General features: G+C 40.3%; 11 protein-coding genes and 1 pseudogene. 5 read left to right on the forward strand and 7 right to left on the reverse strand.

Annotated features, from left to right (window positions below; all coding sequences use genetic code 11):
- Nucleotides 1-73: 73 nt before the first annotated feature.
- Complete coding sequence (locus KCG35_RS06675; RefSeq protein WP_215818903.1) at nt 74-2398, reverse strand: response regulator; 2325 nt, start codon at nt 2396-2398, stop codon at nt 74-76.
- A 242-nt stretch (nt 2399-2640) separates the two neighbouring features.
- On the opposite strand from KCG35_RS06675, the gene KCG35_RS06680 reads away from it, so the two are divergent.
- Nucleotides 2641-3417 (forward strand): substrate-binding periplasmic protein, encoded by a 777-nt coding sequence (locus KCG35_RS06680; protein WP_215818904.1) that lies wholly within the window; start codon nt 2641-2643, stop codon nt 3415-3417.
- 369 nt (nt 3418-3786) lie between these two features.
- On the opposite strand, the gene ribA is transcribed toward KCG35_RS06680, so the two are convergent.
- The 3 genes and pseudogenes from ribA to rlmJ form a co-directional block, all read right to left on the reverse strand.
- Entirely contained in the window at nt 3787-4428 is a 642-nt protein-coding gene (ribA, locus tag KCG35_RS26285) for a GTP cyclohydrolase II (protein ID WP_230409065.1), read from the reverse strand.
- Nucleotides 4420-4839 (reverse strand): annotated as a pseudogene (gene ybiA, locus KCG35_RS26290) (riboflavin biosynthesis intermediates N-glycosidase); the annotation flags it as partial. The gene ribA and the pseudogene ybiA, both read right to left, overlap by 9 nt.
- Nucleotides 4840-5223: 384 nt before the next feature.
- A complete protein-coding gene (rlmJ, locus tag KCG35_RS06690; RefSeq protein WP_215818906.1) occupies nt 5224-6084 on the reverse strand; it encodes a 23S rRNA (adenine(2030)-N(6))-methyltransferase RlmJ in 861 nt (286 codons plus the stop codon).
- Nucleotides 6085-6942: 858 nt separating this feature from the next.
- On the opposite strand from rlmJ, the gene pabB reads away from it, so the two are divergent.
- The 3 genes from pabB to KCG35_RS06705 all read left to right on the forward strand — a co-directional run bounded on the left by pabB (nt 6943) and on the right by KCG35_RS06705 (nt 9626).
- The gene (pabB, locus tag KCG35_RS06695; protein ID WP_215818907.1) at nt 6943-8349 is read left to right on the forward strand and encodes an aminodeoxychorismate synthase component I; all 1407 of its coding nucleotides are present in this window, start codon (nt 6943-6945) and stop codon (nt 8347-8349) included.
- Nucleotides 8350-8525: 176 nt separating this feature from the next.
- Nucleotides 8526-9251 carry a phosphoadenylyl-sulfate reductase gene (locus KCG35_RS06700; protein ID WP_215818908.1) on the forward strand — a complete coding sequence of 242 codons (726 nt, stop codon included), beginning with the start codon at nt 8526-8528 and terminating at the stop codon, nt 9249-9251.
- Nucleotides 9252-9287: 36 nt separating this feature from the next.
- Nucleotides 9288-9626, forward strand: coding sequence for a hypothetical protein (locus KCG35_RS06705; RefSeq protein ID WP_215818909.1), 339 nt, complete (start codon nt 9288-9290; stop codon nt 9624-9626).
- 132 nt (nt 9627-9758) lie between these two features.
- On the opposite strand, the gene cysB is transcribed toward KCG35_RS06705, so the two are convergent.
- Nucleotides 9759-10733: an HTH-type transcriptional regulator CysB gene (gene cysB / locus KCG35_RS06710; protein WP_215818910.1), complete on the reverse strand. Its 975-nt coding sequence runs from the start codon at nt 10731-10733 to the stop codon at nt 9759-9761.
- A gap of 158 nt (nt 10734-10891) precedes the next feature.
- On the opposite strand from cysB, the gene KCG35_RS06715 reads away from it, so the two are divergent.
- Nucleotides 10892-11674 carry a sulfite exporter TauE/SafE family protein gene (locus KCG35_RS06715; RefSeq protein WP_215818911.1) on the forward strand — a complete coding sequence of 261 codons (783 nt, stop codon included), beginning with the start codon at nt 10892-10894 and terminating at the stop codon, nt 11672-11674.
- On the opposite strand, the gene KCG35_RS06720 is transcribed toward KCG35_RS06715, so the two are convergent.
- Both KCG35_RS06720 and KCG35_RS06725 read right to left on the reverse strand, forming a co-directional pair.
- Nucleotides 11671-12606: a 5'-nucleotidase gene (locus tag KCG35_RS06720; protein ID WP_215818912.1), complete on the reverse strand. Its 936-nt coding sequence runs from the start codon at nt 12604-12606 to the stop codon at nt 11671-11673. The two genes, KCG35_RS06715 and KCG35_RS06720, sit on opposite strands and share 4 nt — an antisense overlap.
- Before the next feature lie 72 nt (nt 12607-12678).
- Nucleotides 12679-13605 (reverse strand): putative 2-dehydropantoate 2-reductase, encoded by a 927-nt coding sequence (locus KCG35_RS06725; RefSeq protein WP_215818913.1) that lies wholly within the window; start codon nt 13603-13605, stop codon nt 12679-12681.
- Nucleotides 13606-13653: the final 48 nt, after the last annotated feature.

Consider the following 13653-nt stretch of genomic DNA (forward strand, 5'->3'; position numbering starts at 1 on the left):
TATGATAGGTGATTTTGTAGAGATTTATGAATGATTCCGAGCTGCGTTTGTATATTTAGGTAGTGCTTGATATTTAAGTCGTACTGGGGGCTGTAGATGTTGACTCTTCGGTATATTTGTTTAAAGTACTTTGTAGTTGTTTTAAGGTAACAGGTTTACTGATAAAACCACTCATGCCAGAAGAAAAACACTTCTCCTGCTCTTCTTGAATAGTATTTGCGGTTAACGCAATAATCGGTGTGTGATGATTGAGGTTTGCTGAGTCACCTCTTATTCTTGCGGTTGCGGTAAAGCCATCCATAACAGGCATTTGACAGTCCATTAAAATGATATCAAATAAATCCACCTGACTGTATGCAAGGGCCACTTTACCATGTTCAGCAATGGTGACGTGACAGCCAAGTTTTTCGAGCATAGTGCGCGCTACTTTCTGATTAACTAAATTATCCTCTACGAGCAAGACATGTAAATTTAATGATGGTGTTTTTGATGGGACACTGTGTGCGGAGCGACGGCTAAGGGCGTAGCGCGTAATCAGTTCTTGTTGAGGGCTGGCGTGTAGACAGGCGAGTAACATCTGTTTAAGCACTTTTTTACGATAAGGGCGAACTAAATATCCCGTAAAACCAGCCTCAAGACATTTGTTTTTATCTTCTGCCTGGGGTTCAGCTGTAGACATTATCAGTTTACAGCTAGCGATATGGCTGTTGCTTTTGATGGCTTTTGCTAATGAAAAACCATCCATTTCAGGCATCACTTTATCAATAATTGCAAGGTTAATGGGACGCTTTTCATTACTTGCGGTGATCAATGTTGCCAATGTTAACTCTGGATCTTCATGACTAATCACTTGTAATCCCCAACTACGCAGTTGATCAGCTGTGACTCTTAAGTTAAATGAGTGATCATCGACAACCAGTACTCGTTGACAAGCCAGTTGTTTTTCTTCGGCAAGGGGGAGTATGGGTTGCTCTTTACTAACGTGTAAAACCAAGCTGAAATAGAAACGGCTACCTTTGCCTACTTCACTATCAACACAGAGTGTTCCCCCCATTAGTTTGACCAATTGACGACTAATCGCTAAACCTAACCCTGTACCACCATACAGTCGGGTTGTCGAACTATCTGCTTGGGTAAACTGCTCAAAAATCTTTTGTTGACGCTCTTTGCTAATGCCTATGCCTGTATCCTCGACAGTAAAACTTAATTCGCACTGTTCTTGGATGCGGTGTAAACAACGAATATCAAGCCCGACGTATCCTTGATGGGTAAATTTAACAGCATTATTCATTAAGTTGGTGAGGACTTGCCGAATACGTCCTGCATCACCTAATAAAGAAGGAGGAACTTGATCATCGACATAACTGTAGAGAGCAATGGCTTTCTCTTGGGCTTTTATATTCAATAAGTCTGTTAGATCTTCCACTAAATCTAATAGGTTAAAATCAACATCATCTATATCAAGCTTGCCGGCCTCGATTTTAGAAAAATCTAAAATATCATTAATAATGCTGAGTAGTGCATGGGAGGAGGTATAAATAATATTGGTGTACTCAAGTTGTTCATGATCTAACTTGGTATTTTTTAAGAGTGATGACATACCAATAACCCCATTGAGCGGAGTTCTAATTTCATGGCTCATATTGGCTACAAACTCGCTTTTCTTACGGTTAGCCTTTTCTGCAGACATTTTAGCCAGTTGCATTTGTTTATAAGCATGTTGTGTTTTTTGTTGCATATGGTTGTAACTGTTTATCACATAGGCAAGCTCATCTTGGTAGTGTGTTTTTCGTTTAAGTGTAAGTGGTTTGAATTTTTTATTGCTGAGGTCGCTAGTTCGCATTGATTCTGCAAGATCTTTTAAGTGACTGGTAATTAGCCAATAGACAATGAAAAAGATAAACGTTGAAACAATAAATGTTTTTACGCTTTGTGATGCGAGAACGATTAAGACTTTATCTCTGAGTCGTTGAAGTACCTGAGAAAGACTGGCTATGAGCTCTAATTCACCGAGTTTAATTGGTTCGCCGTTATAATCCTGCTCAATTGTCCAATTACGAGTAATGGTATAACTAGATGAAGGGGTGCCTTGGGATAATGTTACCTCTCCATTTCTAATAATCGCAATATATTCAATGTCATCTAACGAGTATATTGCCGCTAACTGAACTGCTAACTGCTCTTCATCTTCAACCCATAAACTGGCAGTGATAATAGGGAGATAACTAGACTCTACTTGTTTTATACGGTCATCGATGGCTGACACATCATTGTAATAGTCAACATAAAGTTGAAGTACTGTTATGCCCAGAGTCAGAAAAGAGCTTGCTAATAAGATCCAAAAAATTAAACGCTTGGCAATGCTATCTTTGAAAGGTTGTTTTGCAGGTACGTCCATGCAGTGTAAACCATAATTGATTTAATAGTTAATTCAATAGTAGGAAATGAATAATACCTATACAAGAAGAACTCCATATTAGTATAGGGCCAGAATGATTTGTTTATTTATTCATTTTAGTTTGTCTATAAGATAAGGCATGTACTATACATAGGTTATAAAGCTGTGCTCCTACTATATAATACATGCTTCTTGGGAGTGACAATTTAGGGAAAGAATTATTTCTCATAGTGGATGGAAATATGTCTAAATTACTTCTTGTGATAAAGCGTGTTTGGCTCTGGGGCATTTTACTTGCCATGGTTTCTCATGCAAATGCTAAGGAAATCAATTACGTTGTTATTGCGGATCAAGCCCGCCCATTCCAGATAGAAAACAATGGGCATGACCATAGTGGTATTATCACAGAGATTGTTCAAAACATTTTTTCAGGGGATGAGTGGCAGCTTAAAATACATACTTTTCCTTATAAGAGAATGATAAGCATGCTGGAAAGTGGTCGAATTAAGCATTGGATCACCTATGGATCACCAGAATGGAAAAGTGTGCGAGTACAGTCAGAAAATTTATCTAAATATCCTTTGGTGACAGTTAAGCATAGCTTACTAAGCTATCAGCAACCAGGTTTTAAATTTACCAAAATAGAAGACCTGTATGGTAAAACAGTCATAGCGTTATTAGGGTTTCTTTATCCTGGACTTGATCCTTACGTTGAAAATAAGAAAGTAAATGTAATGTGGGTAAAAGGCTACGAACCAGCATTTCGTGTACTTAAAAGGCTAAAAGACGACGCTTTTATTCTTGAAATGGCTTTCCGCTTAAAGTATAACCTTAAAAAGAATAAGGAACCATTTGATCAGTTTCAATTTCACGATTTCTCATTAATCATACCTGACTATCAAGTATATTTTGCATATTCTTCAGACATGGATCGAGAAACAGTTTCTTTTATGAATAAACGCTTGAAGGCCATGCATGATTCTAAAGCAATAGAGGCCATTGTTGCTCATTATGACTAAGTATCTGACGGGCTTTTTAATATTTTAAGGAAAGAAGTCCATTTGTTTATAGTGTGGTATTGCTTGATTGAGAATAAGTTACACACAGAACAAGGATAATCACCCAGGGCAATCGCATATAACTTTACCTTTATAAAAGCCATTTTTTTTTCTAAAGCACCGTCTGCATAACGCCCTTCGAACACCCCGTGAATCCTTCCTTGGAGGCTTGATTGCCGCATCCTTGCGGCAATCAGTTCGGATGTGCATTATCCAGCCTTTTTCTACCACAGGTGTTCATTTAATAATAATTGAGGTATAGCAAAATGCAGGTTTTCAAGTGCTTGACTTAGTTTGTGAAACAGGTGCCGGAAGCACCGTAAGCATTATTTAAACTGGAGAAATGACATCCAACATATGACCGAGTTTAGTCGCCTTAACGGAAAGGTAACGTTCATTGAATACATTTTGACCTTCTTGTATAGCGACTCGCTCTACAACATTAATACCCACTTCTCTCAATGCTTTTACCTTTCTTGGGTTATTCGTCATGAGTTTCACCTTGTTAATATTAAGGTAATGAAGAATTCCCCTACAAAAGTCGTATTGTCTTAGATCAGCAGCAAAGCCTAATGCTTCATTAGCTTCAACGGTGTCAGCTCCTTGGTCCTGTAAATGATAAGCACGGATTTTATTCAGTAATCCTATACCACGCCCTTCTTGTCGTAGATAAAGGATTGCTCCTGTACCAGCTTGCGCTATATTTTGAAAAGCCCTACGTAACTGTGAACCACAATCGCAGCGTTTACTAAATAAGGCATCACCGGTAAGACACTCAGAATGGAGTCTTATTAAAACGGATTCTTCTTCTTTCCAGTGACCGAATGTGAGTGCGACATGCTCTACGCCTGTGTCGGGGTCTTCAAAACCATGCATATTGAATATGCCCCAATCTGTGGGTAAATTAGCACTTTCAATAAAGTGAATTAGATTATAGGGGGGCGTGATACTTAGTTCTTGACGTAAGTTCATGAGTAAATGACCAAGCCGGTTTTTACCATGACCATCCCCACCATCTCCCCAGTAATCGTCTTTGAAAGAGTGCTCTGTGAGCGTATGTGGACGGGTTGCGACTAACCAGTGCCCTATGGCATGGTTTTGTGTAAATTTCATTTGAAGAGCATCACGCATTACCGCTTCTTTTCGTTGATGCCAATCGGTTCTGACTTGTTCGTCGTATTGTTTGCCGAGAGCATATGCATCAGCAGGCGTGCGTGCATGGTGAATTTGCGCAACAATATTAGGGTTATTAAATTTTTGCGCCTGATAAAAGTGCTCTACTGTTTTCCAGGTCACTGCGCCATCGTTAATGGGAAAACGTGCAAAGTTGGATAAGTATCCATAAGGTGCTTCAGGTTCATAAAATAGTATTGGATTTTCCATAAATCGATTCCATGGCCAATTAATGGGTTTTTGATGATGAGGTCGTTATTAACTTCTTACTTCGTATGAATAAATATATTTTGCATCCTAGCTAAGTTAAAACCACGTATCTTCCATGAAACCCTGACAACGAAAATAGTTATAAAAAATGTGATGCTTTATTAATGAAAATTAATAAATGCATAAACACAATTATATTAAACTGCTGCCTCGTTGATATATTTTTTTGGGTTATACATGGGATTTATATATCTATAGTTTATTGGTTTGATTGTTAATGATCGGTGGGTTTTTGTGTTGATTTTTATCCGTTAAAAATATATTTAATTTAATTATGTTAGGCTTGAGTTATTAAAACGATTTTAACCGGAAATAATATCTTCATTATTTTAGTGGACCAAAAAAGCAATGGCCAGAATACTCCATAAATAGTGAAACCAAACCATCCAGAATGGGTTGCATTTCACTAAGTACCACTGGTGGTACATTAATAAAAAGTAATCCACACCCTACCAAGCGATCATTAGGAAAAGGTTTTCTGACAACTAAGTCCATTTGCCAACATTGCATTGGTATAACTTGTTTTATTGTATTAAAAAGCTTAAAACTGAGATCTTCCTTATAATGGGGGTACCATAAAATTAGACTTCCCTCAGGCCACAGGTGATGAACAGTATTAAGCGTTAATGCAACTTTCTCATAATCTGTTTCCTGCTCATAAGGGGGATCCATTAACAATATGCCTGGTTTTCCCTGCCATTGCTGAGCAGTATTGGGTAACCATGTATGACAATCACCTTGATAAAAATGGATTTTGGGTGCTGAATCCGATGTAAAAAAGCTATTTTCTAGTTCTTTTATACAATACTTCAACTGATTTAATTCTGTAGCTTGCAAGTCACCAAAGTATAATTGATCTTGTGAGCGTAATAATAAAAATGCTAATGCTGGTGAGCCTGGATAACAATGTAGTGGCGTGTGGTGCTGGTTACATCGCAAGACGGTATTTTTCCAAGGAGCTAATAAAGGATGCTCACAAAAAGCAGAGGACCATAATTTACCTATTCCAGAGGACCAGTCTTGTGCTGCAGCTATTGAGTAGACACCTGATGCCGCATGACTGTCAATAAAGTAAAGCTGTTGGTGCTCAGCTCGAAACCGGGTTAATAAATGTGCTAAAACCGTATGTTTAAGTGCATCACCATGATCACCTACATGTTGTATATGACGATATTGGTCAGTCATTAAGCTTCATTTCCCTTTGAGCAAGTACTGTTTCCATCTTGCATTAAAAAACAATGGTAGTTTGGTGAAATGGTTAGTCGCTCAGTTGAGGCTACAGAAACCATCTGTTTTGGGTATCTTTCAATAGAAATGAATGATTCAGCAATTGGTTATCATTGCAACAATAATGCTTTTGTCGTAAGTAACTTTATCCTTCATGTTAAGCCTAGTATTGGTTGAGTGAATGATCCACTTCCTGTTTTTTTATTAGTGAAGATGAATAGAGCTACAAATAAAATGTCATACAATTGAGGTTATATTGCTTATGACTATAAAAAAAATCTGGATAGAAACAATCGTGCTTGGAAAAGTGTGATTTTTGTCACTAATATTGATTTGCTTTATCTGTCACTGAAGGGAAACCAGTGGATGTATCAGAGGGGGATTCAAAATGGAAGCAGTACAGCCAATGAAAATCGTTACGTTTGTTGTATCTTTGGTCTTGGTTTGGGGACTGTTTAATTTGGCCCAAGCTAATTGCGATTTGGCGAATGACATTTGCACGTTGCCGTGGCCTTAAAAATAAGATACGTGTCACCGTAAGAAAACATTGTCAGTATGAGTTATTCCAGCCTTGCAGCTTATTTATGCTGAGAGGAGATGGTTTTGTTCGCTTATGTAGCTCAAAGGTCAATAATTGACGTTTGCGATGTCGAGTTGTGTCTGTACTCAACAACAGAAGTTTGTGGTTGGTTTGATTTGTTGGGAGGGATAACGCCAACGACTATCCGATGAGATTTTGCTTAACTGCTTTGCTTATGGATGCATTTGCTTTATCAAGACGTTAGAATGCGCCCGTGTTAAGCGGTAGTAAGCGTCATGAACGAGCCAACACTAACAGTCATCCCTATTCCCTACCAGCCTTCTTGGATTTACTTTTCTCGATTACGAGTTTGGTCTTATGCTGCATGGCTTGACAGCTCAGCAAAACCTGCAAGTTACTCTGATAGCCAAATTGATATTTTGACGGCAGCACCCGAAGTCGTTTTAGCATGCCGTGAAGGACAGGTTTATAAGAACGGTCAACTTTATACCGTAGATGGTGTTGTATCCCACGCAGAATCATTAACTCAATCCCCTTCCCCATTTAGCGTGATGCGTGAAATTGCAGCGAACTATGATGTTGCTGAAGAGGATATACCTGAAGGTATTCCATTCTCTGGTGGTTGGCTTGGTTGGTGGGGGTATGACTTAAAAGCGGCTATAGAGCCTCGCCGCTTTTCAAGTAAACCAACCCAAACTGATATGGTGGTTGGCTTATACTTATGGGCGATTGTGCTTGACCATCGACAACAACGAGGGTTTGTAGTTGTCCATAAAGCATGTCAGCTTAGTCAGGCAGAGATATTGGCCCGATTATTTAGTCAGACCAATCGCTCACTTGAGCCATTTCGATTACAAGTACAGTTTAGTTCTGCGACCTCACCTGATCAGTATCAACAGCAGTTTAATGCCATTCAAAACTACATCCGACAGGGCGATTGTTACCAGGTCAACTTAACCCAGCGTTTTTCAGCAACATATTCAGGGGATGTTGCTGATGCCTACCTTGCTTTACGTGAGGTCAGTCCTGCACCTTTCTCTGCCTGGTTAGACTTCCCAGATATCGCTATTTTGTCGATTTCTCCTGAACGTTTTATCCGGATTCAGGCCCGTGAGGTTGAAACAAAGCCAATTAAAGGCACGCGACCAAGACACGCTGATCCACTACTTGATCAACAGTTTGCTGATGAACTAAGACGTAGTCATAAAGATCAGGCTGAAAATGTCATGATAGTGGATTTACTTCGTAATGATTTAAGTAAGCATTGTAGACAAGTTCGAGTACCTGAACTCTTTGCCCTGGAACGATTTGCGAATGTACATCACTTGGTGTCTACAGTAACTGCAACATTAAAACATGATGCGGACTGCTATCATATATTAGAAGACAGTTTTCCTGGTGGTTCGATTACTGGTGCACCTAAAGTGCGTGCAATGGAAATTATTGATGAGTTAGAGTCTGTTTCTCGGCAGGCTTATTGTGGTTGTATTGGTTATATCAGCTTGGATGGATCAATGGATACCAATATTGCAATTCGCACGCTGGTGGCTGAGAAAAATCAACTGCACTGCTGGGGTGGCGGTGGTATCGTGGCTGATTCTGATGCAGACGCTGAGTATCAGGAATCAATTACGAAAGTTCATAACCTACTGACTTGTTTGCACACATTCCAAGCTAAATAGTTGGTCAAGTGATGCTGTTTTATGATTAGGAAGTATCGTATATAGCAGCTACTTATATTGTTAGCGAATGTTTTTATTTTAATGCAGTTCAGGCTTTTTGTTATAGTTAGCTTATTCTTTATAACTATATATTGAGCACTTATGTGTTCGCATTAGCCTGAGAGAGGAGTTCCTCTGTGTCAATTAATATTACGCAGCTCAATTTGGAATATGACAATCAAGACCCGGTAAAAATCATGGGGTTGGCGCTTGAGCTGTTTCCTGAGTTGGCGATTTCATTCAGTGGTGCTGAAGATGTTGTGCTTATTGATCTAGCATCCCGGGTCAGTAATGATTTTAAGGTTTTCTCGTTGGATACAGGACGATTACATCCGGAAACTTATCAGTTTATTGAAGCTGTTCGAAACCGCTACGGGATCACTATTGAGATGCTTTCTCCTGATGCACAAGCGGTTGAAGCATTAGTCAAAGAAAAGGGATTGTTTAGTTTTTATAAAGATGGTCATCAGGAATGTTGTGGGGTGCGTAAAATTGCTCCATTGCGTAAGAAGCTCAGTACCTTACCTGCATGGGTGACTGGGCAGCGCAAAGACCAAAGTCCAAGTACTCGGGCTCAAATTCCAGTGGTTGAGCAGGACCATACGTTTGGTAGTGAACAGCAACCATTAGTGAAGTTTAACCCATTGGCAAACTGGTCATCAGAACAGGTGTGGAATTATATTCGGATGTTTGAACTTCCTTATAACTCACTTCATGAGCGTGGTTTTGTCAGTATTGGCTGTGAGCCTTGTACCCGTCCGGTTTTGCCAAATCAGCATGAGCGAGAAGGTCGCTGGTGGTGGGAAGAATCTACTCAAAAAGAATGTGGTTTACATGCTGGGAATATTCCACAAGCAGACTAAGGTAGTTTGCAGAAGAAAAGCTTGATAGGTTGCACAATGGTAGGATCCAATAAACCTTATATCACGATGGTAAAAAAAATTCTGGCAGATGGTTCAGCTTGTCAGAAGTGTATTGATGTGCAGCAGCGATTAGAGACATCTGGATTTATTGATCTTATTAATGAGGTTGTTGAAGCGTATGAAACTGACCCTTTTTCACCAGGTATGATCAAAGCGGCTGAGTTGGGGGTCACTCAAGCACCCTTTTTTATAGTTGAAGATCCAAATGAGGGTACTCAAGTCTATACTGTTTATTTCAAACTGGTGCAAGAAGTGTTAAAACCACGTCGTAAACAGCTTGAAGAAGATCCTAGAGGTTATATCCCCAAGCTTTAGATGAAAGACTCACTTGCAAGCTAAAGAGAGAGAAAGTACGTCGAAAAAAGTTGAGTCTCACTTAAATTATTATGGAGGGGCATGTGAGACTCAACGGCGATTATTGTTTACCGTTTATGTGGATTTTTATAACTAATAAGTCGGTAAGCTGATTTCTTTGAAAAAGTCTTCAAGCTCTGCTTTATTGTGGTGATGATAAGCTTCATCAATGATTTCTCGGGTTAGATGAGGCGCAAACTGTTCAATAAAGTCATACATAAAACGTCGTAGAAATGTGCCTTTTCTAAAACCTATTTTGGTGATGCTTGGCTCAAATAAATGACTGGCATCCAGTGCAACCAAATCACTATCCTGCTCAGGATCAAATGCCATTTTAGCGACAATACCAATACCCAACCCTAGTCGTACATAAGTTTTGATTACATCAGAGTCAGTCGCAGTGAAAATGACTTTGGCTGAGAGACCTCTGTTAAAGAAGGCTTCGTCAAGTTTTGAGCGACCAGTAAAGCCAAAAACATAAGTAACAATGGGGTACTTAGCGACCTCCTCAAGTGTTAATGGGTTTACTTGTGCTAAAGGATGGCCTTGGGGCACCAGAATGCAGCGATTCCAGCAATAACAAGGCATCATAATTAAGTCACTAAAATGTTCCAGCGCTTCAGTGGCGATGGCAAAGTCAACGGTGCCATCATTAGCCAGCTCAGCAATCTGCATAGGTGTCCCCTGATGCATATGTAGGGATACATCGGGATACTGTTTGATGAATTTTTTGATTACAGGTGGCAATGCATAGCGAGCTTGAGTGTGGGTGGTTGCAATTGATAATGAGCCTTTTTGCTCATTACTAAATTCTTGCGCAACCTGTTTTATACTTTCTACTTTACGAAGTATTTCACCTGCTTTTTTGATGATCGCTTCACCTGCAGGCGTGATACGGGTTAAATGCTTTCCACTCCGAGCGAAAACCTCAACACCCAATTCGTCCTCTAATAACCGGATTTGTTTACTAATGCCGGGTTGGGAAGTATAGAGGCTTTGCGCTGTCGCGGAGACGTTTAGATCATGATGCGCCACTTCCCATATATAGCGCAGCTGTTGCAACTTCATTATACCCTCCATTTTGTATTATACGCATAGAGTATAAAAATATAAGTAAATATTCTTTTTAAGAATAGATCTAAACCGCTACATTTACCAGAGCTAACAGGGCATATGTTGCGAATGTTTACTTCCCGCTCACTATTTATAACCTTAGACCATATTTGATGGAAATTTTGCTTTATATCCTCACAGGTGCATTAGTCGGTTTTGCGGTCGGCTTAACAGGTGTTGGCGGTGGTTCACTAATGACTCCCCTCCTCTTACTGTTTGGCTTTCCTCCTAATATCGCTATTGGTACTGACTTGTTGTATGCATCACTCACTAAAGCTAGTGGTGTTTTTATTCACCATCGTCAACAAACGATAAATTGGCGAGTCGTAGCGGTTCTCGGTGCGGGTAGTTTACCTGCAGCAGGATTAACCATATTAGTGCTTCACTATTTTTTTTCCGGCAGTCAGACCTATAGTCATGTATTGACCTCTAGCCTGGGGACAATGCTGATGCTGACAGCGCTAGTTTTGCTTGCTAGGAAGTGGCTGGTGCCATCAAAAAGGCAGACTGAGCCTAGATTGCAATCATTTTATCAGCGACACACGAAACTACTGACATGCATGATGGGGATACTGCTGGGGACCTTTGTGACACTTTCTTCCGTTGGTGCGGGTGCGATTGGTACTGCAATATTATTAGTGCTTTACCCTACTTTGGCATCAAATCGCATTGTTGGAACTGATCTTGCCCATGCTGTTCCTCTTACGCTTGTGGCTGGTCTGGGCCATGTGTTTTTAGGTAATGTGGATTTTCACTTACTTTTTAGCTTGCTAATTGGCTCACTGCCTGCGATTTATGTTGGTACTCGTATAGGTAGTCGGTTACCTGACCAGGTAATGCACCCTGTACTTGCAAGTACGCTGCTTGCTTTGGGTGTTAAGTATGCATTTTTCTAATGATTTTTCTTTTTAGGATTATCAACTGGCTGCTCATTTGCAATGCCATGGGGAACATGACCCGTAGTCACATGCTCACTTGCTGATTCACAATGCACAGTTTGATCATCAAAAAAAACATCGGCATGAAATGCTTTTAAAAAAGCCGCTTTGGTAAGGCCACCTAAAAAGAGCGACTCATCAATTCGAATATTCCACTCCCGTAAGGTTTTAATGACGCGCTCATGCGCTGGGGCTGAACGAGCTGTAACCAAGGCTGTTCTAATGGGACATTCATTAGGAGGAAATTGTTGTTGTAAGTTGTGCAGTGCAGACAGAAATGCTTTGAAGGGACCTCCCGATAAGGGCTCATTAGCAGCTGCTTTTTCACTGGCACTGAATGCGGCTAAACCTGATGATTTATATATACGTTCTGCTTCATCTGAAAAGAGGACCGCATCACCATCAAAGGCAAAGCAAAGTTCCCCTCCATCAGCCTGCTGGGCTTTACGTGGAGTCGGTAAGATGGTGGCCGCAGCATAACCAGCTTGCAATGCACTACACACATCTTCTGCATGAGTGGATAGAAAAAGGTGGCAACCAAATGCTGAAACATAACGATAAGGGCTACGACCACCACAAAAAGCCGCTCGTTCGATGGGGAGCTGGTAATGGCTGATAGAATTAAATACGCGTAATCCGGTATCTGCGGAGTTGCGAGATAATAAAATGACTTCAACTCGCGGATCACCAGGTAGTTGTTGATTGATTGACAGTAATTTTTTGACTAAGGGAAAGGCTTGTCCTGGCGCGAGTATTTCATTTTCATGGGCAATTTGGTACTCAGAATAAGCATCTAGCCCCTCCTCCAGAAAAATATGATGGCCTTCATCCAGATCAAATAGTGCTCGGGATGAGACCGCGATAACGAGTTTTTCAGGTAGTTTCGTCATAGGTTTAAGGCCAAGCGTTAAGCTTCATTTTTACTTTAATAATATAACCTAACTTATTGATGTAAAATTGGTTTATTGTTTGTTTTGCTGATCAAGAAATGCCAGTTGCTGAGCAATGACTCGGGTCTTACTCATGTTAAAACCGCGCTCAGCTGCTGTGCGAATGGGCTCCCAATAAATACTTTCCAGCTCTAAAGGTCGCTTATTTTGATAGTCCAGTAGCATACTTGGTTGATAGTCAGCCATTTTGTCAGTGGCATGCAATAAAACATGTGCATAGTGAGCTTGAATCGTAAAGCCGCAATGGTTTGCCGCTTCAATCACTTCTTCCATTAACTCCACCAATAAATCACGGCAATGGCGGTCCGTTAGTAGTCCTTGTGTGGACTGCTGCAAAATAACGGATAAGCCATTGAAAGGAATATTCCAGACCAGTTTCTCCCAACGCGCTTGTAATAAATTTGGCGTGAAATGGATTGAAATGCCTGTATTAGCAAACAACTCAGCAATAGCTCTCATTTTAGGTGTTATGCCAGCTTCTTGTTGGGGACTGTATTCGCCTAAACGGATGGCCCCTTGATCAAGGTGCAGGATATGTCCTGGACCAATTTTACTGCAGCAAATAAAACAAAGGCCACTGAGTAAACTGGTATCTGGGTAGTGTTGTGCCAGGAACTCCTCTGCACCCAGTCCATTTTGAAGTAGCAATAAAGTTGTTTCAGGTTTAAGCAATACATCAAGTATTGGTGCTAACTGCATGTTTGCTGTAGTTTTTAAGGCAACAATAATGACATCACATTGGGGCATGTCAGCGGCATGCTGGTAAGCATTGACCTTGGGTAACTGAAAATCACCCAGCACGGAGTCAACCCTGAGACCATTGCGTTGTACGTGTTCAAAATCACTGTGTAATAAAAAGTGTACATCATGACCTATATGGGCCAGTAAACCACCATAGATACCACCAATTGCACCAACGCCAACCACAGCAATTTTCATAAGCATCCTTTTAGTATGTTTATAGTCAGTTACTTGGTAATTTAGTTC

Source organism: Zooshikella harenae, assembly GCF_018837975.1.
Classification (GTDB): domain Bacteria; phylum Pseudomonadota; class Gammaproteobacteria; order Pseudomonadales; family Zooshikellaceae; genus Zooshikella; species Zooshikella harenae.